Annotated in this window: 18 protein-coding genes; 4 read left to right on the top strand and 14 right to left on the bottom strand. The window is 63.1% G+C overall.

Going from position 1 to position 18,571, the window contains the following annotated elements:
* Positions 1-30: 30 nt before the first annotated feature.
* Positions 31-1,785 carry an FAD-dependent oxidoreductase gene (locus ACCO56_RS20385; RefSeq protein WP_433642674.1) on the top strand — a complete coding sequence of 585 codons (1,755 nt, stop codon included), beginning with the start codon at positions 31-33 and terminating at the stop codon, positions 1,783-1,785.
* Between the two features lie 8 nt (positions 1,786-1,793).
* A complete protein-coding gene (locus ACCO56_RS20380; RefSeq protein WP_433642673.1) occupies positions 1,794-2,708 on the top strand; it encodes an intradiol ring-cleavage dioxygenase in 915 nt (304 codons plus the stop codon).
* A gap of 244 nt (positions 2,709-2,952) precedes the next feature.
* On the opposite strand, the gene ACCO56_RS20375 is transcribed toward ACCO56_RS20380, so the two are convergent.
* Positions 2,953-3,267: a hypothetical protein gene (locus ACCO56_RS20375; protein ID WP_433642672.1), complete on the bottom strand. Its 315-nt coding sequence runs from the start codon at positions 3,265-3,267 to the stop codon at positions 2,953-2,955.
* Between the two features lie 6 nt (positions 3,268-3,273).
* On the opposite strand from ACCO56_RS20375, the gene ACCO56_RS20370 reads away from it, so the two are divergent.
* Positions 3,274-3,747 (top strand): helix-turn-helix domain-containing protein, encoded by a 474-nt coding sequence (locus ACCO56_RS20370; protein ID WP_433642671.1) that lies wholly within the window; start codon positions 3,274-3,276, stop codon positions 3,745-3,747.
* A 165-nt stretch (positions 3,748-3,912) separates the two neighbouring features.
* Here the strand turns inward: ACCO56_RS20370 and ACCO56_RS20365 are convergent, their stop codons facing one another.
* The 5 genes from ACCO56_RS20365 to ACCO56_RS20345 form a co-directional block, all read right to left on the bottom strand.
* On the bottom strand, positions 3,913-4,446 hold the full coding sequence (locus ACCO56_RS20365; protein ID WP_433642670.1) for a cytochrome c: 534 nt from the start codon (positions 4,444-4,446) through the stop codon (positions 3,913-3,915).
* Positions 4,447-4,606: 160 nt separating this feature from the next.
* Positions 4,607-5,116, bottom strand: coding sequence for a DUF6644 family protein (locus ACCO56_RS20360; protein WP_433642669.1), 510 nt, complete (start codon positions 5,114-5,116; stop codon positions 4,607-4,609).
* A 42-nt stretch (positions 5,117-5,158) separates the two neighbouring features.
* Positions 5,159-5,638: a DUF6644 family protein gene (locus ACCO56_RS20355; protein ID WP_433642668.1), complete on the bottom strand. Its 480-nt coding sequence runs from the start codon at positions 5,636-5,638 to the stop codon at positions 5,159-5,161.
* Positions 5,639-5,698: 60 nt separating this feature from the next.
* Positions 5,699-6,097 (bottom strand): DUF6152 family protein, encoded by a 399-nt coding sequence (locus ACCO56_RS20350; protein ID WP_433642667.1) that lies wholly within the window; start codon positions 6,095-6,097, stop codon positions 5,699-5,701.
* A gap of 27 nt (positions 6,098-6,124) precedes the next feature.
* Positions 6,125-7,186 (bottom strand): hypothetical protein, encoded by a 1,062-nt coding sequence (locus tag ACCO56_RS20345; RefSeq protein WP_433642666.1) that lies wholly within the window; start codon positions 7,184-7,186, stop codon positions 6,125-6,127.
* Between the two features lie 182 nt (positions 7,187-7,368).
* On the opposite strand from ACCO56_RS20345, the gene ACCO56_RS20340 reads away from it, so the two are divergent.
* Positions 7,369-8,925: a carboxylesterase/lipase family protein gene (locus ACCO56_RS20340; RefSeq protein ID WP_433642665.1), complete on the top strand. Its 1,557-nt coding sequence runs from the start codon at positions 7,369-7,371 to the stop codon at positions 8,923-8,925.
* A gap of 118 nt (positions 8,926-9,043) precedes the next feature.
* Here the strand turns inward: ACCO56_RS20340 and ACCO56_RS20335 are convergent, their stop codons facing one another.
* The 8 genes from ACCO56_RS20335 to ACCO56_RS20300 form a co-directional block, all read right to left on the bottom strand.
* The gene (locus ACCO56_RS20335; RefSeq protein WP_433642664.1) at positions 9,044-12,511 is read right to left on the bottom strand and encodes an Ig-like domain-containing protein; all 3,468 of its coding nucleotides are present in this window, start codon (positions 12,509-12,511) and stop codon (positions 9,044-9,046) included.
* 204 nt (positions 12,512-12,715) lie between these two features.
* Complete coding sequence (locus ACCO56_RS20330) at positions 12,716-13,636, bottom strand: helix-turn-helix domain-containing protein (RefSeq protein WP_433642663.1); 921 nt, start codon at positions 13,634-13,636, stop codon at positions 12,716-12,718.
* Between the two features lie 336 nt (positions 13,637-13,972).
* The gene (gene ccoS / locus ACCO56_RS20325) at positions 13,973-14,251 is read right to left on the bottom strand and encodes a cbb3-type cytochrome oxidase assembly protein CcoS (protein WP_433642662.1); all 279 of its coding nucleotides are present in this window, start codon (positions 14,249-14,251) and stop codon (positions 13,973-13,975) included.
* Entirely contained in the window at positions 14,248-16,494 is a 2,247-nt protein-coding gene (locus tag ACCO56_RS20320) for a heavy metal translocating P-type ATPase (RefSeq protein WP_433642661.1), read from the bottom strand. Before ACCO56_RS20320 ends, ccoS begins: the two co-directional genes overlap by 4 nt.
* A gap of 2 nt (positions 16,495-16,496) precedes the next feature.
* Positions 16,497-17,315, bottom strand: coding sequence for a DUF2189 domain-containing protein (locus ACCO56_RS20315; RefSeq protein WP_433642660.1), 819 nt, complete (start codon positions 17,313-17,315; stop codon positions 16,497-16,499).
* Between the two features lie 11 nt (positions 17,316-17,326).
* Positions 17,327-17,521, bottom strand: a complete 195-nt coding sequence (locus ACCO56_RS20310; protein ID WP_433642659.1) for a hypothetical protein — start codon at positions 17,519-17,521, stop codon at positions 17,327-17,329.
* Positions 17,518-18,399 (bottom strand): cytochrome-c oxidase, cbb3-type subunit III, encoded by an 882-nt coding sequence (gene ccoP / locus ACCO56_RS20305; RefSeq protein ID WP_433642658.1) that lies wholly within the window; start codon positions 18,397-18,399, stop codon positions 17,518-17,520. Before ccoP ends, ACCO56_RS20310 begins: the two co-directional genes overlap by 4 nt.
* Positions 18,387-18,560, bottom strand: coding sequence for a cbb3-type cytochrome c oxidase subunit 3 (locus ACCO56_RS20300; RefSeq protein WP_433642657.1), 174 nt, complete (start codon positions 18,558-18,560; stop codon positions 18,387-18,389). Before ACCO56_RS20300 ends, ccoP begins: the two co-directional genes overlap by 13 nt.
* Positions 18,561-18,571 lie beyond the last annotated feature (11 nt).

Below are 18,571 nucleotides of genomic sequence, written 5' to 3'. Positions count from 1 at the left end.
AGGGCCAGTGAAATGACAAGGGAGGGCCGCATGGCTGACATCGAAACCGATATTCTCATCATCGGCACGGGCCCGGCCGGCTCGGCCTGTGCCGCGCTGCTCGCCACCTACGGCGTCGAGAACATGGTGATCAACCGTTATCGGTGGCTCGCCAACACGCCGCGCGCGCATATCACCAACCAGCGCACGATGGAGGTGCTGCGCGATCTTGGCCGGGAGGTCGAGGACGAGGCCTACCTCTTCGCCACGCAACAGGACCTGATGGGCGAAAACGTGTTCTGCACCTCGCTCGCCGGCGAGGAGATCGGCCGCATGAAGAGCTGGGGCAAGCATCCGCTGAGCCGCGCCGAGCACCTGCTTTCCTCGCCCTCGCACATGAACGACCTGCCGCAGACCTTCATGGAGCCGCTTCTGTTCAAGACGGCTTGCTCGCGCGGGACGCAGGCACGCATGTCGACGGAATATCTCAACCACTCGCAGGACGAGGACGGTGTCACCACCACCTGCCTCGACCGCCTCACCGGCAAGGAATTCACGGTCCGCTCGAAATATCTCGTCGGCGCCGACGGCGGCAACTCGAAGGTCGCCGAGGACGCCAAGCTGCAGTTCGAAGGCAGGATGGGCGTCGGCGGTTCCATGAACATCCTGTTCAAGGCCGATCTCTCCCGATACGTCGCGCATCGTCCCTCCGTGCTCTACTGGGTGGTGCAGCCCGGCGCCGATGTCGGCGGCATCGGCATGGGGCTGGTGCGCATGGTCCGGCCATGGAACGAATGGCTGATCGTGTGGGGCTACGACATCAATCAGCCGGCTCCGGAAGTCGACGAAGCCTTCGCGACGAAGGTGGCGCGCGACCTCGTCGGCGATCCGGAGCTGGAGGTGGACATTCAGTCGGTGTCGACCTGGACCGTCAACAACATGTACGCGACGACCATGTCGAATGGCCGCGTCTTCTGCATGGGCGACGCCACGCACCGCCATCCGCCGTCCAACGGGCTCGGCTCCAACACCTCGATCCAGGACGCGTTCAATCTCGCCTGGAAGCTCGCCTATGTGCTGAAAGGCAAGGCCGGACCCAAGCTGCTCGACAGCTATCAGCTCGAGCGCGCGCCGATCGCCAAGCAGATCGTCACGCGCGCCAACAAGTCGATCGACGAGTTCGGGCCGATCTTCAAGGCGCTCGGGCTGCTCGATTCCATCGATCCGGTGAAGATGCAGCAGAACATGGATGCGCGCTGCGACGACACGCCGGCGGCTGAGGAGCAGCGAAGGAAGATCCGCGAGACGATCGCCGCCAAGGTCTACGAGTTCGACGCGCATGGCGTGGAGATGAACCACCGCTACAGGTCGGAGGCGATCATCGCCGACGGCCAGGAGGAGCCGGAATTCGAGAGGGATCATGAGTTGCATTACCACCCGACGACATGGCCCGGCGCGCGCCTGCCGCATGCCTGGCTGTTCGGCGAGCGCGGCGCAAAAGTTTCGACACTCGATCTCTGCGGCAAGGGCCGTTTCACGGTCTTCACCGGTATCGGCGGCAAGGGCTGGGTGGATGCGGCGAAGCTGCTCGGCAGGGAGCTCGGCATCGACATCACAGTCCATGTCATTGGCCCGCGCCAGGAATGGCAGGACCTGACGGGGGACTGGGCCCGGCTGCGCGAAGTACGCGACAGCGGCATCGTGCTCACCCGGCCGGACCAGCACGTCTGCTGGCGCAGGGAAACGATCGCCGCCGACCCCGTCGCGGAACTCGGCCGCGTCCTGCAATCCGTCCTGGCGCTGTGAGGCTTGCCATGAACACTCACGAGAAAGGGTTCTTCACCGAAGAGAATTCGGTCGAGGTGGTGACCGGCCGCAACAGGAACGCCGGCGACGAGCGACTGAAACAGGTGATGGAGGTCGTCACGCGCAAGCTGCACGAGGCGGTGAAGGAGCTCGAGCCGACCCAGGAGGAATGGTTCAAGGCGATCATGTTCCTGACCGGGACCGGCCATCTCTGCAACGAGTGGCGGCAGGAGTTCATTCTGCTTTCCGACGTGCTCGGCGTGTCGATGCTGGTCGACGCGATCAACAACCGTAAGCCTTCAGGGGCTTCCGAAAGCACCGTGCTCGGGCCGTTCCACGTTGCGGACGCACCGGAGCTGCCGATGGGCGCCAACATATGCCTCGACCACAAGGGCGAGGACATGGTGATCTCCGGCCGCATTCTCGATACCGACGGCAAACCGATCGAGGGCGCCGTGCTCGATGTCTGGCAGGCCAATGACGAGGGTTTCTACGATGTCCAGCAGAAGGGCATCCAGCCCGACTTCAACCTGCGTGGCGTGTTTCGGACCGCATTCGACGGGAAATATTGGTTCCGGGCAGTAAAGCCGAAATATTATCCGATCCCCGACGACGGGACAGTCGGCAAGCTGCTCGCCGCGCTCGGTCGCCATCCCTACCGCCCTGCACATCTCCACTACATCATCAAGGCCGAAGGATACGAGACCCTCACGACCCACATCTTCGATCCCGACGACCCCTACATCAATTCCGATGCAGTGTTCGGAGTAAAGGAAAGCCTTTTGGCAGAGTTTCGTCACGTGGACGATGCCGCGCGCGCGCGCCAACTCGAGTTCAAATCGCCTTTCTGGGAGGTCGAGCACGATTTCGTGCTGGCAAGAGAAGGGCAGGGCAGCAGGAACCGGGCCGCAGGCAATTCGTAGAGCATCTCGCGAGCAGCGGAGGAGGACAGGAACGCAAAGTCTCAGGAGGCGAAGACACATCTGGGCGGATATCGCTTGTTAGGGCGCAGTTTCGGGGGAGTGCCGCAGGCGGGGCAAAGAGGAGGAGACATAGATGCCTGTATTGCGGCCATTCAGCGTAAAGGAAACGCATGGCATGCTCATGGAGCCCACTGCACAGATCCGTGCCAGCAGCGACGATCTGCGCTGGACCTCGCTCTACGTGTCAGTTCAAAGGGAAGCGCCGTTCCAGGGAGTATTCGACCCTGCGAAGGATCAGTTGATCGTTCTTCACCGGAACGGCCCCGCCCGCGTCGATCGGCTCTGCGGGGCTGCTGGAAGCCATGTCGTTCCTCCAGGCGGGATCCACCTGATTCCCGCGGGTCTGGAATTCGGCGTGCGGCTTGCGAACCTGCTGGAGACCGTCCATGTCTACATACGCAACGCGATCATCGAGGAAGTTTCTTCGGAACTGGTCGATGGTGACCCGTGTCACATCGAAATCCCGTCCGAAATCCTTGAGTCCGATCGTTGTTTGCATGGCCTCTTGGAGGCGGCTGCCGGCGCACTCGATTATTTTGGGGTCGGCTCGGAACTGTTCTCGGACCATCTTGCGCGGGCGATCGCTTCGCATCTTGTGCGACGATATTCCGGGCGCCGTCTGCGCGCCACCCGTAGCGAGAGCGGGGGCGGCCTGCTGTCAGCACCGGTATCGACGGCGATCGAATACATGAACGACAATATCGATCAGGCCATCAACCTGGAGGACATTGCAAAAGCGACCAATCGAAGTCCCAGTCATATCGCCCGGCTGTTTCGAGCGGAAGTCGGCCAACCGCCGCATCGTTATCTCATCCGGCTGCGCGTGGAGAAGGCGCGCGATCTCCTGGAGAAAACCAACGAGTCCATCGCCGAGATCGCGTTCGAATGCGGCTTCTCTCACCAGGAGCACCTGACGCGGCTGTTCCGCCGGGAGTTTTCAGCAACGCCCGCCGCATACCGCAAGTCGAAACGGAACTAAACGTAGCGGCTTCGGTGCGACGACCGCTTAAAGCGTGTCGCCGACAATCGGCCGACACGCTTTAAGTGTTTTTTTTCGCTTGTCGTTATCCCAAAACCGCTGCGCACTTTTGGGCGACATGCTTTTAGGTATTTCTGAATAGTACGTGTTGCCGGCCGCGTAGATTCATTGGGCAGGCTCGGGAGGGAATTTGATGGGTTCCGGATTTTGCCGATACTCATTGTGGCAGGATTCGCACTGTCCCTCGAGGTCTTCGGTCAGGCGCACGAGTTCTTCCCAACTGGCCGCCCGTCCGGCGCGATAGGCGGTTTCAGCGGCGACGAGGCTACGTGTGTAGAAGTCGTCCCAATTCTCCCAGAGCTGAGGCAGTGCGGTGGTGACGCGGGAGGGGTCCTCCTCTTCCAACTCCTTCGAGTAGACGTAGGAGCCTTCGGGAAACATCTCCGGGATGCCAAGGAGAAAGACGCCGATATTATCGAGCCGCAAGCGGGCGGCGGCCTCTTCGGCTTCTCCCGGACCATCGATGATGTCGTGAACTTGATCGTTCTGGCGGCCCAGGGTTGTCATCACGATACGACGTGCCAGGATCGAGTCGAACGGATCCGTTTGCCCCGGCGCGAAACCCGATCGCTGTTGCGTGAACTGTGCAAGTGCCGGCACTACGGCCAATCCGGCCAGCATTGTCGCCGCGAGTGTCATCTTTGCTTTCATCCCGGTCCCCTCTCAGGCGCACTTGAACCAATTGCTACGACGGTCGCAAATCTGGACAGGTGTCTTTCCTGATCTGCAAAGACTGGCTGCCACGCAACCGCGCGGGAAAGCATGAGCGGTTCCACTTTTCCGCCTTTCCGCTCGAGGCCTAGAAAGGCACATTGAACATCGTAAATCCGATCCAGCGGCCACAAACGACGACCACCGTCCAGAAGCTGAGCGATAGGGCACCGCATAGCCGAGCGGAAAGCGGAATGCTTCGCTGGCCGTCACCCCACTCGTTGTGGGTGCGAGAGATAACGAACTCCATAACGAGCATGTTTATGCCGGCTAGCACGATGAAAACCATCTTCGTGAGGAAGAACGGATTCTTCGCATAGGCGGTCGCCTGTGCCACGAACATCAGCGTTCCAGTGACGACAGCCAGGAAGAAGGCGATCCAGACCAAATGGAGGCTGTCCGACGCCAGATCGGCGTATCGACGGGCGCGGCCAGCCAGCCCCAACAACCGGAGATCGACAATCGCGATTACTCCATAGACCAGCACGATGGCGATGACGTGCACGACTTCTACGGCCGGGAAGGCCCAGTCCGACAATTGTATGAACTCGCCGATGCGCGTCGTCTCCAACGAGCTCAGAATGCTCCAAATGTCCATCAGAGGCTTCCCAGGATTGCAGAAGTTGCGGAGCTGAAAGGCTCAGACATAGGCGATAAGCCGACCGGCCGTGATGACAGCACACCAAAGCAGGAAAGTGCCGAAGGCAAATAACCGGACGCGCGTTTTCGACAGGGCAAGTTCCCAACTTGCCTCAGGTGCTTTCAACGTGCCCTGAAACCATAAGGTGCCCGACGCGCCGATCAGGATAAGCACCATCTTGATCCAGAAGGGTATGCTGGTCAGCTCGCGGACTGGTTCGCCTACGACGAGCAGGGCGCCTGTAAGCACCAGAACACCCAGCGCCCACCAGATCCACGGCAGAAAGCGCTGGGCTGTTTCTTCGAGAGAGTGGGCGCGCTCGACCCGGCGCAGAAGGCGCAGATTGATGAACAGCGTCGAGGAAAGGACACAGGCTATCGCCAGGATATGGATGCTCTGAAGGGTGGGAATTATCCAGAGGCGGCTCTGAATCAGGCGGCTTATGCCCGTGCCAGAAAGCCAGGTCGCGAATTCCATCATGTCGGGTTACCGGAGAATAAGAGGAGGGGCGGCTGGTCGGATCGCCCTCTCCTGATAAAATTACTGTCCCGCAGGCTTTACCGCGAAGCCATTGCGCGGGTTGATGGCTTGACCGTTCACCACCGCATCCACCCAAGCCGCTCCTGGGCGACCGTCGCGCATGGGGTTTCCGCGGATGGTGATCTCGGTTCCGGGCGGCAGCAGGCTCTTGCGGATGCCGGCGCGCATGAGAGTGCTTGGGCCTTCCGCCTCGAAGCCCCAGGTCGTTACCTTGCCGGCCTCGTCAGTCACATCGACGAGAAGCCACGAATGCGGATTGGTGTATTGGAACTCCTTGACGACGCCTTTGACCTCCACGAGCTTTTCATTGTCGAACATGGCGGCCGAATGGTGCGCGATGGCCGGAGAGGCAACGACCACCGCGAGCGCGGCGCTCATTGCCGGATATCTTAGCTTCATAACCAGGCTCCTCATCTTTGACGGCCGCTATTTCTTCAGATTCTTGATGTTCGGGTCCGAACTTACCGCTGCGTCGTCCTTGACGAAGTCGAAGTCTGTGAACTGGCTGGATCCGTCAGAGGTCGCCGTGATTGCGTTGTTGCTGTTCTCACGACAATCCCAGTAGCGGATGCGGAGGAAGTGATCCTCATTTTCGAGTTCGACCCAGCTCTGGCGCGTGTACCAGGGCTCGGCGAGATTGACGGGGTCGAACACCCAATAGTCAGCCTCGAGCGTGTTATGCGCCGTCTTTCGATAGCGTTCGACGACCTGAACCTGATCTGAATAGTTCGGCTGGGTGCCGCGCTGATACTGACCCGGCATCAGGTATTTGGTGTGGGTTACCAGCACATCGCCGTCCCAGAAGCCGATCGTGTCGCCATTCCAACTCGGATAGGCGTCCTCCTCGGGCGTGTGCTCACGGCCATCCGTGTAGACGCGGCGGACGTCGTTCACCATCTCGTTGATCAGCCAGGTCTGGCCAGGCGTCACGATATATTCGTGAAGAAACGGCTCGCTGGCCCAGCGCGGGTGCCCAGGCGGGCGGCAATCCGAGATCGGATCGTACTCGCCACCGTGCTTTTTTATATTGTCGATCTTGGCCTGGCGGGCCGCTGTTCCTTCGGGCGTGAGCTTAGCCGTCAACACGTCTGCCTTGACGTCCGGATCGAAGGAGAGACCGCCGCGAGTCCGCGTAAAGATGCCGGACCAGTCGTATTCCGGCTTCTTCATGTCCTCCCAAGTGAGCTTGTCGCCGCCGCCAGCATGCTCTTTCAGGAATTCGAACAGGGCTTCCGAGCTTTCAAAAGATTCGCCGAAAGTCTGAAGCTTGGCCTTGTTTTGCGCCCAGGCCTCGCCGCCGTCACCCCTGTCCAGCCAGCCAACGAATTCGGCGCCATGCGCGGCAGCAAGCATCTGCATTCCCGCGGCCAGTGCGAGAATCGACGCCTTGATTTTGGTTCTCAACTCTCTCCTCCTCCTCACAATAAGGATTGTCGGACGAACCGCGATTGGGCAGGCGTCGTGTCGACACGAACCGCCTTCGGTCAAAGCCATTCCCGGTGCGAACCCCTCCACGACTGCAGCCTAAGTCGAAGGCAGGATGACCGATAGACACAAACCGATCATGTTTCTGGCGATTTCGTGCAGGCCAGAGGTCGCTGCGCGTAATAGCGCTTAGGGGTCGAGCGCCATGGCGCTTCAGATCGATTTGTGCTTGGGAGGATTGGATCTTGAAAACGTCTTTGAGCATTGCCGCCGCTGCGTGCGGTATCCTGGTTCTGCCCGGCCTCGCCTCGGCTCAGCAGAAACCTGTCGAGACGACGAGCGGGTCCGTCGTGGGTGTCGAAAGCAGCTATGTCCCCGGCGTGACGGTTTTCAAGGGCATCCGGTATGGTGCGGATACAGGCGGCGAAAACCGGTTTTTGCCGCCGAAACCTGCCGAGAAGGCGACCGAGGTTTACGAAGCGAAAGAATACGGCAAGGCCTGTTACGGTCTCGGCTTCCCACCTTTCCTGATGCAGGAGGAGGGCGTGGACCTCGACAAGTCGCCGATGAGCGAGGACTGCCTGTTTCTCAATATATGGACGCCAACGATCGACGCGGGGAAGCGTCCGGTCATGGTATGGTTCCATGGCGGCGGTTTCACTTCCGGTTCCGGCGGAAGCATTCGTTACGAGGGATCCAACCTCGTTGCGCGGAAGGACGTAGTGCTGGTCACGGTCAACCACCGGCTCGGTGCCTTGGGCTTCATGGACGTCTCTGATATCGGAGGCGAAGCCTACGCGGACTCCGGCAATGTCGGGATGCTCGATATCGTGCAGTCTCTGCAATGGGTGCACGACAACATTGCGGCGTTCGGCGGCGATCCGGAAAACGTCACGGTGTTTGGCGAGTCGGGTGGCGGCAGCAAGGTAACGACGCTTCTGTCGATGCCTGCGGCGAAAGGGCTGTTCCACAAGGCTATCGCTCAAAGCGGCATCAATATGTCTGCCATACCCGCAGAAAAGGCCCACGAAACCGCCGAGGCGGCAGTAGCGGAACTCAAGGTCGATTCGATCGAGGCACTGAAGCGCGCCGCCCCGGACACGATAACGAATGCCAAGGGTTCTTGGGGGCCCGTGATCGGCCGGTCGTTGCCGCGTAGTCCCTTCGACCCGGATGCCGACCCGGCGGGCAAGGACATTCCGCTTATGATCGGCTCCAATCTCACGGAAGCTACCTTTTTCAGCACCACACCGCTCTCGGCGGTAGACGAGGCCGGACTGAAGGAGGCATTCGCCAAGGGCAATTTCACGGCGAAGATCCCCGCCGAAACCATTCCCGAGCTGATGACGGCCTATCGGGCGGAATTATCCGGAACGCCTGACCACGAGATCTATCAGATTATCGCGTCGGACGCCTGGATGACGCGTGTGGTCGATAAAGCGGCGAAGCTGCGGGCGGACATCGGAGCGCCGACCTACGTCTATCAATTCACCATGCGTCAGGGCGCGCGAGACGGGGCGCTCAACGTTCCGCATACTGCCGAAATCGCCTATGCCTTCGACAATCTGGCGCTGGCGAAAGCCCTGGTCGGGGAGCCGGACGAGAAGGATCAGGCACTTGCGGACCTGATGAGCGCAGCCTGGACGAATTTCGCCCGTACCGGAAATCCGCAAGGGGAGGATGTGCCGGAATGGCCGGCCTTCACGTCGGACCGCCATGCAGTCATGATCCTTGGCGAACAGTCTGAAGCCGCTGTCGATCCCTTCGCCCAGCGCTTGAAGGCGCTCGGCGCAGCGAAGTGAGGACCATCCTCCGCGACGCGATCGCTGGGTCCAACCGTGATCCGTGACCCCGCCGGGACGGCGCTTCAATGCGCCGTTCCCGCAACGCGTGAGGGAGTTCGCGGGAACGCCCTGTGTTTCAGAAGCGCAGCGAGGCACGCCCGGAGAAGCTGTGCCCTATGGGGCCGCCGCCGGCGAGCGAGGCATCGTAGCCGAAGCCCAGGGAAAGCCCCCGGTCGAAATCGGCGTCCAGGCCGAGGCCGAAGCGGAAGCGATCACGGCTTTCGCTGCCGGCGCGCAGTTCGTACACAGGCCCTCCTGTCCAGTCCGCATAGGCCAGGGACGCGGCGCCAGTGCCGCTGACGGTGCGGCGCCATTCGGCTCGTAGGCTCGGCGTGAGCGTCCCCCAGGAGAGGTTTATCCCGTAGTCGGCGGTGACGCCGAGGACGGCATTCAAAGCCGTCAATTGCTGTTGCTGAAATGTCAGGGCGTGATGTCCGCCGGATTCTGTGGCTGCGTCGAGGCGCGTCCATGACATTTCCACGCCCGCATAAGGAGACATGTAAGCTTCTCCGGCGTGGAGATCGTAGCCCGCCCTCAACATTGCGAACAACTGGTCGCCGCCGCGCCGTCCCTCGGCGAAGTCACCTGTTTCCGTGACATAGCGGCGGCTGTCGAAATCGAGCCTGCCATAGCCGAGAAGGCCGTCCAAATAGGCGTTCTCGACGGCTTGCCAGCTTCCATAGGCAGCGAGGCTCCAGCTTTCGGCATCGCTTCTGGTCCCGTTCCCGCCGATCTCCGTGCCGTCCCGCCCATAGCCTATGCCCAGCCCCGCGACGAAATTCGGACTGAACCAATAGTCCACGCCGGAGCTGATCCCGGAGGTCGTGAAATCGAAGCCGGCGCGCGTGGCGGTGCCCTTCCAATCGCCAAGCGAAATGTAGCCGCCCGTCCAGATGGAAAGCGGGGATGGCTCGCGCTCCGTGTTCGGACCTCTCGGCGCTTTCGGGAGGAGGCCTGCGGATGAGTACGGTGCAAGGAAAAATTCCCGTGCCGGTTCGCCGCTGTCTGGTTGTTCCTCCCCCGCGGCGGGCAGCCCGATGCGGATGCCCTGCACATTGGCGCCTCGACGATTGCGGCGCAGCGTTTCCAGGCGTTGACTGAAATTCAGGATCTGTGCGTCGGCAAAGCGACGCGCCGTCGCGGCCTGTCCCTCGAGCAGGCCGATGACTTCCCGGTCGCGCGAGGGGTCGGGGCGCGATACGACCGCGATGACGATCGTGCCGGGCGCGGACGTCCCATAGCTGTTGCTCAGCACGTAGCGCAGCGTCGCCGTGCCGTCGAATGTGGCCTCGGGAGTGAAGGTTACGCGGCTGGCGGTCGTCGTGGCCGTGCCGGCTCCCGACGGCGCGACGTCAAGGATCGCGGCACCGACAAAGGGACCGCCTTGCGCGCCCTCGGCTACGTCAATCGTCACCGAGGCGCCCGCGAGCGTCTCAACCGAATGGTTCCGGACGATCACTTGTGGCGGCTGCACCTTGATCTTCACCTGTGACGGCGCTGACGCGCCGCCAGGCCCGACCGCGCGGATGGAGAAGCTGTCTTCGCCGTGGAAACCCGGCGCGGGGGTGTAGATCGCCACGATGCGCATCGCCGCGGCCCTGGCAAGGCCCTGGCGGATGGCCACGCTGCCATGCGCGGGCTGCGAAACGATCTCGACCGAATCGAAGACGCCGGTCACGAGCGCCGAGAGATCGACCGTCGCCGAACCATCCTCGAACGCAGCCTCCACTTCCGCTCCGATGCTCTGCGGCGGCGGCGGGGCCGCGACGGCGATCGTGATAACCGCCGGCGCCGACGCGCCACCCGGTCCGTTTGCCGTGTAGGTCAAGCTGTCGACACCGATGAAGTTCGGGTTCGGCCGGTAGGTCAGCACCGTCCCGCTGAAGCCGGCGGTGCCGTTGGAAGGAGAAGCCACGATCGTCAGCGACTGCCCATCCACGACCCCGCTCACGGCGTCGGCGAAATCTCGGCTCAGCGGCGCCTCGTAAGCAGTCGAGAGCGTTCGAGCCTCGACAACCGGCGGCGGCGGGGCCGCGACGGTGATCGTGATCACCGCCGGCGCGGACGTGCCACCCGGTCCGCTCGCCGTGTAGGTCAGGCTGTCGACGCCGATGAAGCCGGGATCCGGCCGGTAGGCCAGAATGGTCCCGCTGAAGCCGGCAGTGCCGTGGGAAGGACCGGTCGACAGCGTGACCGAGGAGAACACGCCATCGACCAGGCTTGCGACATCGAGGTCGGCAGGCTGTTCGAAGGCCGTCGCCGTCGACCCGGCTCTCGCCAGCGGAGCCGCCGGGGTCGCGACGACGATGTTTACATTTGCCGAGGCGGAGGTTCCGCCCGGCCCCACCGCCGCATAGGAAAACGAGTCCGGTCCGTAGTAGCCGGGCGCGGGAATGTAGGTAGCGACCGTTCCCGAAAACGATGCGCTGCCATGGCTTGGCGGCGCCGTCATGACGACGCTGTCGTACACACCCGCAATCGAGGCCGAGAGATCCACGGCCGTACCGGCACTTTCATAAGGCACGTTCGAGCTGGTATCCGAAGCAAAGGGTGGGGGCGGCGCGTTGACGGTGATCGTCACCACGGCCGGCGAGGACATGCCGCCGGGACCTTGCGCGGCATATTCGAACGTGTCGGTGCCGTGGAAACCCGCATTGGGCGTATAGGTCACGGTCATGCCCGCCGGCGCTGCCGCGCCGGAGTTCGGTGCGCGGACGATGACGATGTCCGTGGCGACGCCGGAGACGGCGGCGGAAAGATTGATGGCGGCCGGCGCTTCGAAGCTCGTTCCTGCGCCGTAGGGCGAAGCCGTTGGCGCGGGAGGCGCCGACACTATCAGGCTGACGGTCGCGGGTGCGGATACGCCGCCCGGACCGACCGCGCGGTAGGTGAAACTGTCAGGCCCGAAATAGCCCGGAGACGGTGTGTAGGTGACCTGAAAGCCGGTGACGGAGCTCGTGCCATGGCTTGGGCCCGACGCAATCTGCACTGCGTCGGCATTGGTCACATAGGGAGAAAGGTCGATGGTGGCAACGCCCTCATAGGCGACGACAGGTGCCATATGGTCGGACGCGGAGGGCGCCTCGGGCAGCACGGTCAGAGTGACGGTCAGCTCATTGTCGTTGGGCGACGCCGACGACATGTTGTGCACGAGCCGGAAGACTGTCGTATAGGTGCCGGGAGCCAGCGCCTTGATCGCGTTCGCGTCATACTCCAGGTAGCTCGTCGCCGTGTAGGAGGCAGACGTGGCCTGGACCGTGGAATAGTCGGTCGATACCCAATTCCCGCCCGACAGTTTCTCCATTCGATAGGTGAAGAGCCCTCCGCCCCAACTCCACGAAATGTCGAAAAAGTCGTACTCGCTCCTGTCGAAGCTGCCTTGATTGATGGTGAGGGTCACGTTGCCAGGGGAAACCTGAACCGAGGCCGCATTGGCCGAAGCCAGCGGCATCAGAAGCAGGAGGCATGACACCGCAGCCAACAGCCTCGCGAAGGAGCGCAAGCCTTGGTCAACCGTTTTCGCCCCGATCATGAATGCTGTCATGGGATTGCCCGCCAATTTTCGCCGCGAATTGGGTTGGGCGCTCGCGTGTCGTCGCCGACCTCTGTCCGAGGACCCGTGATCGGGGCAGAGTTTTAGCGGGGAAGCGGCAGAGCCTTTTGTCGCCGCGTCTCAGCGGCTGGGAAAATGCTTGACGTCGCGTCTCAAAATCGCGGCCGAAGCATGGGGATCAAACCGGAAAACGGTTCAGGAGCGCAACACGCGCAGCCAGGTTCCGAACTCCTGCGTCTCGAGCGGGTGCCGGCGGTGCTCCCTCGAAGGCGCGGCTGCAACACGTGCGGACGCGCGCACGTCGCTTGGGCTCATTCCGTAGAAGCGCCGGAAGGCCCGGCTGAATTGCGATTCGCTGGAAAAGCCGAGATCATGCGCGATGAGCGCGATCTGCCGTGTTTGCGCCGGATCCGCCAATGTATCGAAAGCCTCGGCAAGCCGCTGCTCCAATACATAGCGGGCAACTCCCCCGAACGGCTCGAACAGCCTGTAGAGCGAGGCGCGCGACAAGCCGCAGGCTGCCGCGACTCCGGCCGGGCTCAATTCTTCACGCCCCAGATTTGCGTCGATGAACCTTCTGGCACGCGACAGGAGCACGGTTTCGATCTGCGGGCGAGCTTCGGCCACGGCGTCGGAAGAGGTGCCGAGGCAGGCCGCAACGAGATGGCGGGTAGCATCGGCGATGCGCGTGGCTTCGGCCGCTTCCATGGACGAGACGATTTGCGCCAGTGAGCGCATGTAATCGCCCAACAGCCGCGCCATGTCGGAGCGCCGCGCCGCCCCATGCAGCCGCTCGACGTCGGGTAGAACGTCGGCCATCAGCTCGCGCGGCAGAATAAGCGAGATGTTTTCACGCGCGATTGGCACCGTCTCCAGGGGCTGGCCGAGATCGATGACGAGCAGTTCTCCGCCGATAGCCGCATTGCCGGTCGGCAGGTCGAAACGCAGCATGAAGTGGTCGAGAAGGTCGGAACGGATTTTTCGGCGCGGCCTTTCGAAAACGAAATCGTCCACCCGCATCGTGCTGAAAATCATCTGCCCGAGATGCGAGCTCCTGACATCGACGGAAAAATCGTCGCTGTCGCGCGTCGGACGTATGTCGAACATGGTCGCCATGCGCTCGCTCCATGCACCGAACCTGTCGCGGCGGGGGAGCGAGGAAGAGCGAAAAACCCGTGTCGGAAGAGAACCTTGAACCATGATCGGCGTCAGACTTATCGCCAAACGATGCCCGGCGCCAGCAGGGGAAGTGTCGGCGAAGACGGCATTTGCTCGCATTGCCGCGGAATGAAGCGGCACAGGCGAGGAGACGCGAAACTCACCCTTTCGGCATGGCTTTAGAACAATGCCGCGGCTACCGCAAAAAGGGCTACGGACAAAGCGGCGAGGCTGGGTATCATGACTGCCGCTCCCGATGCCAATGCCAGTGCCGCGACCCAGTCGAAGGGCCTGTCAGAGGCTTGTGTCACGTGGATTCCTTTCAGTTCCCGTCTTTGAACGAACGCCGTCGGCCGGCAGCGCGTTCCTTCCATGCGAGCGCTCCTCTTCGGGCGCTTCGTTTTTCCATCCGTCCTGACGGAGCGGTGCCTCCGCCGCGTCGGCGAGCAGGACCCGCTCGGCGGCTCCGTCGAGATCCTCGTACTGGCCGCTCCGCATCGACCAAAGGAACGCCGCCAGACCCGCGACGCCCATTCCCAGCGCTATGGGAACGAGCCAGGTCAGATAGCTCATGCGACCCCCGCCAGGCGCATTGACCCGTGAGCCGAAAACGAGGCCACAGCAGGCGTTCCCCTTGGAAGGCGAAGGGCGTTCCCTACCACCACGATGGACGAGGTCGACATGGCGACCGCGGCCATCAGGGGAGTGACGTAGCCCAGAATCGCCACGGGCACCACGAGAAGGTTGTAGGCGACGGCGATGCACAGGTTCTGTCGCACGAGCCGAGCGGCGGCTCTGGCTACGCCGATCGCCTGGGGGACGGCCTCCAGGCTCTTGCCCAGGAATACGAGGTCAGCGGCGTTCCGCCCCACATCTGCCGCCGACGAGGGCGCGATCGAAACATGCGCGGCGGTCAGAGCCGGTGCGTCATTCAGCCCGTCGCCCGTCATGAGAACCCGTCGGCCGGCCTCTGCCAGTTCCGTCAGGCGCTTCACCTTGTCCTCGGGAGACGCGCCATGCCGCACTTCGCTAATCCCGAGTGAGGCCGCCACCTTGCCGACCTCCTCCGCCCGGTCGCCCGAGAGAACCTCGGTAGTCATTCTCATGCCGGCCAGCTTCCGGACGGCTTCCGCCGCGCCGGAACGGAGTTGGTCGGCGATCGCGAACGACCCTGCGCCCTTGCCGTCCTTCGAAAGCCAGACGGTAGCCTCCCAGGAGTCGCCGGGTGCATTGGAGAGTGCCCATTCCTTCCGCCCCAGCCTATAGAGGCTTCCGTCCACGCGGCCTTCCACGCCGCATCCCGGCACTTCGCGGAAATGGTCGACCTCCGCGCGCACCGTCGTCGACGCGGCTACGGCGCGCGAGACGGGATGTCTGGAAAAGGAGGCAAGGGCGGCCGCAGCCGCCAGATCCGGCGGCTCGACCGTGTGGCCGGAGACGCGCATGTCTCCCATGGTCAGAGTGCCCGTCTTGTCGAAAACGACTGTGTCGGCCTCGGCCAATCGCTCGAGTGCGCTGCCGTCCTTCAAGGTGATGCCGAGGTCGAACAGGCGCCGCGCCGCCACCACCTGGACCATTGGCACGGCAAGACCGAGTGCGCATGGACAGGTGATGATGAGCACCGAAATGGCGATCGTGACCGAGAGATGCCAATCGCCGGTCGCCAGCAGCCAGCCGATGCAAGTGGCGAGCGCCAGAAGGTGGATCACCGGAGAATAGAGCGCTGCCGCGCGGTCGGCGATGCGGCGGTAGCGGGCGCGGCTGCCCTCGGCCGCTTCCATCAACCTCACCATGTCGGCAAGGAAGGAATCGCACGCCCGCCTGTCGGCACGGACGGTCAGCGCACCGTCGAGGCTTAGCATTCCCGAAAGCACGGCGCTGCCGGATTTCGCGCTCTCGGGAGCCGACTCGCCGTTTACGAGCGAAACGTCCAGGCTGCCGGCGCCGCCGACAACGGTGCCGTCGACCGGGATGCGGTCGCCGGGAGCGACCAGGATCACGTCCCCCGCTTCGATTTCCTTGAGATCGCGGAATTCGCGTCCTCCTTCTGCTCCGACCACCGTCACTCCTCTTGGCATCAGGCGGGCGAGGCCGGTGACGGCGTTCCGCGCCCTCCGCCGCATCGCATGATCGAGTGTGCGCCCGGCAAGAAGAAAGAAGATCAGCGACGTCACCGCGTCGAAATAAGCGTGCGGCCCGCCTGCGAAGGTGTCGTAGAGACTCAGTCCCAATGCCAGCAATATTCCCACGGAAATCGGCAGATCCATGTTCGAGACCCGCTTTCTCACCGCCTTCCATGCCGAGACGAAGAAGATACGTCCGGAGTAGGCGACGGCGGGCACGGCAAGCATGGCCGAGATCATATGGAATGCATTGCGCGTCTCCGCGTCGGCGCCCGACCACACCGAGACCGAGAGGAGCATGATGTTCATGGCGGCGAACCCCGCAACGGCGGTTGCCCGCAGCAGGCGCGACATCTCCGGATCGCTCCCATCCTCCTCGATATCAGCCAGGGACGCGTCGTAGCCGACAGCCTTCAGCGCTTCGACCATGGGAGGAACCTCGCCGTGGTCTCGCCACCGCACCGTTACCCGTCTCGACGTCAGGTTCACACGCGCCGCGACGACACCCCGGAGACGCTGCAGGGCGCCTTCGATCGCCGCTATGCAGGCCCCGCACCGGGCCTGCGGCACCGAAAGCTCCGTCTGAAAAACGCCGTCGCCGAGTTGGCGGCTCCCGAGCAGTATCTCGCGCTCGGAAACGCCGCCCTGCGCCAGCAGCAGCCCTGCCTCCGCTCCCGGCGCGCAGCAGCTCATGTCTAGCCCTCCGCCTGCGCCACGGCTCGGTAAGCGTGCCAGGTTGCGTGTCCCAGCAGAGGGAAGATCACGATCATCCCGATGAGGCCCGTGACGACGCAGACGCCGAATAGGACGAGTACCATCGCACCCCAGGCCACCATCGGAAGGAGGTTGTTCCACACCAGCTTCATGCTCGTGCCCATGGCCGTCAGCGCGTCCACGCGCCGGTCGAGAAGCATCGGTACCGCGAAAACGCTGATCGCGAAGGCAAAGGCTGCGAAAAGCCCGCCGATCGCCGTCCCCACCAGCAACATCGCCCATCCGTAGGGCGTCCCGAACAGCACTCCCACTACGCCGTCCAGGCCCGGAAAGGCCGTCACCCCGAAGAACAGCGCCCAGAGCAGCACTGCCGCCCGGTTCCACAGAAGCATCAACAGGCAAAGCAGAAGGCCAGTGAAGAAGACCTGGGCGCCTGCGCTGGGATGCACCCGGATCATGGAGCGGAACCCGGCCTCCCGCCCCTCGGCGATCGCACGGCTTTTCTCGTAGAGGCCACTCGCGAGGAAGGGGGCCACGATCATGAACCCGGCCAGCGAGGGGAACAAAATGTAGTCGCGTCCGAAAGCGGCGAGGGTCCAAACGAAAGCCGCCGACAGGAGGAAGACGCAGAGGCCGTATGCCAGGCTGGGGCCGGGTCGGGTCCAGAAGTCCCGCCAGCCGGCCGCGAGCCAGCGGAGTCCTTCGAAGAGCGGCAGGTGGCGCTGAAGCCGCGGGTCGCGCGTCTCGCCGATGCCCGAGGTCTCGCTGAGCAGCCAGTATGACTTGTCGGTTTCACCCATCCTGTTCCTCCTCAGCAGGCCGACTTGGCGGCGCGGTAGCCCTCGCCGTCGCCCGCGGCCTTCAAGTGTTCCACGCAGTCAGGTTGCGACTGGACCGCCACATAGAAGAGATGCGCGTTCGCTCCGGCGAACAACAGCAGTCCGACCGGGACGAGCAGCCACGCAAGCCAGGTCCTCCTGGGGAACGGCTTTGCGGGCGCGGTCATGGCTGCTGCGTCCCGAGGTCGTGGACGTAGAGCGCGAGCGTCCTGATTTCGGCCGGCGTAAGCCGCTCGTCCCATGTCGGCATGTGGCCTTGCCGCCCGCCGTGCACGGAAGCGATGATGGTGTCGAGATCTGCCCCGTAGATCCAGTAGGCGTCCGTCAGATTCGGCGCCCCCACGTCACGGTTGCCTTCGGCGTTCTCACCGTGGCAGGCGGCGCAGGTGGTGACGAACACTTCACGCCCGGCACTGATCCGGTCGAGGTTTGCCGACGTCGAATAGTCCGGATGGGAGAGCGAGTAGACATAGGCCGCCACGTTCCTGACCTGGCTCGCGTCGAGCATCTCGTCGCGTCCGAAGGCGGGCATCTGAGCGATCCGCGTTTCCGGATGGCGTGTGTTGATCCCGACACGCATCGTCTGCTCGATCAGTTCAGGTCCTCCGCCCCACAGCCAGTCGTCGTCCGTCAGGTCGGGATAGTTCGCCCCGCCCTTGCCATCCCGGCCGTGGCAAGCGGCGCAGTTGTCGCCAAAGAGCTGCCGCCCGGTGGCGCGGACCGTCTCCATCAGGGCCTCGTCGGCAAGGATGACGTCATAGGGTTCGGTTTCAATGCGGCTCGTCCAGGCGGAGCGCTGTTGCTGGCCTTCGACGACGCGCGCTTCGACCGTCGTCCTCTGGTCGACCCCGAGAATCCCCCTGGTGTAGGTGCTGCCCAGCGGCCAGGACGGAACCAGAAACCACCACAGGATTGCCCAGACATGCGTCACGATCAGGAACATGAGCACGCCGCGCGGGATGGGCGTGTCCAGCTCCTTGATGCCGTTCCATTCGTGGCCCGTGGTTTCGCGGCCGGTGAAGGGGTCGCGTTCTACTTCTGCCATGGCTTGTCGTCCCGGTCGAGAATGCTGTGCTTGGCCTTGTCGAAACGCTTCCGGTTCGATGGCCAGAACGTGTAGACGAGCACGCCGATGGCGAGCGCGATCAGGTAAAAAAGGCCCCAGCTCTTGGAGAAGGCGACGACGGCGTTGTGGTCCAGGTCCATCCTGTATCCTC

Origin of the sequence: Mesorhizobium sp. 1B3, from assembly GCF_050958605.1 — a bacterium.
Classification (GTDB): Bacteria; Pseudomonadota; Alphaproteobacteria; order Rhizobiales; family Rhizobiaceae.
This window is presented reverse-complemented; position numbering and strand designations above follow the sequence as displayed.

Excerpts from the sequence above, each read along its gene's own strand:
- ACCO56_RS20385 (WP_433642674.1), top strand. The coding sequence starts at position 31 with ATGGCTGACATCGAAACCGATATTCTCATCATCGGCACGGGCCCGGCC.
- ACCO56_RS20380 (WP_433642673.1), top strand. The coding sequence starts at position 1,794 with ATGAACACTCACGAGAAAGGGTTCTTCACCGAAGAGAATTCGGTCGAG.
- ACCO56_RS20375 (WP_433642672.1), bottom strand. The coding sequence starts at position 3,267 with ATGCAAACAACGATCGGACTCAAGGATTTCGGACGGGATTTCGATGTG.
- ACCO56_RS20365 (WP_433642670.1), bottom strand. The coding sequence starts at position 4,446 with ATGACACTCGCGGCGACAATGCTGGCCGGATTGGCCGTAGTGCCGGCA.
- ACCO56_RS20360 (WP_433642669.1), bottom strand. The coding sequence starts at position 5,116 with ATGGACATTTGGAGCATTCTGAGCTCGTTGGAGACGACGCGCATCGGC.
- ACCO56_RS20355 (WP_433642668.1), bottom strand. The coding sequence starts at position 5,638 with ATGATGGAATTCGCGACCTGGCTTTCTGGCACGGGCATAAGCCGCCTG.
- ACCO56_RS20350 (WP_433642667.1), bottom strand. The coding sequence starts at position 6,097 with ATGAAGCTAAGATATCCGGCAATGAGCGCCGCGCTCGCGGTGGTCGTT.
- ACCO56_RS20335 (WP_433642664.1), bottom strand. The coding sequence starts at position 12,511 with ATGACAGCATTCATGATCGGGGCGAAAACGGTTGACCAAGGCTTGCGC.
- ACCO56_RS20330 (WP_433642663.1), bottom strand. The coding sequence starts at position 13,636 with ATGGCGACCATGTTCGACATACGTCCGACGCGCGACAGCGACGATTTT.
- ccoS (WP_433642662.1), bottom strand. The coding sequence starts at position 14,251 with ATGAGCTATCTGACCTGGCTCGTTCCCATAGCGCTGGGAATGGGCGTC.
- ACCO56_RS20320 (WP_433642661.1), bottom strand. The coding sequence starts at position 16,494 with ATGAGCTGCTGCGCGCCGGGAGCGGAGGCAGGGCTGCTGCTGGCGCAG.
- ACCO56_RS20315 (WP_433642660.1), bottom strand. The coding sequence starts at position 17,315 with ATGGGTGAAACCGACAAGTCATACTGGCTGCTCAGCGAGACCTCGGGC.
- ACCO56_RS20310 (WP_433642659.1), bottom strand. The coding sequence starts at position 17,521 with ATGACCGCGCCCGCAAAGCCGTTCCCCAGGAGGACCTGGCTTGCGTGG.
- ccoP (WP_433642658.1), bottom strand. The coding sequence starts at position 18,399 with ATGGCAGAAGTAGAACGCGACCCCTTCACCGGCCGCGAAACCACGGGC.
- ACCO56_RS20300 (WP_433642657.1), bottom strand. The coding sequence starts at position 18,560 with ATGGACCTGGACCACAACGCCGTCGTCGCCTTCTCCAAGAGCTGGGGC.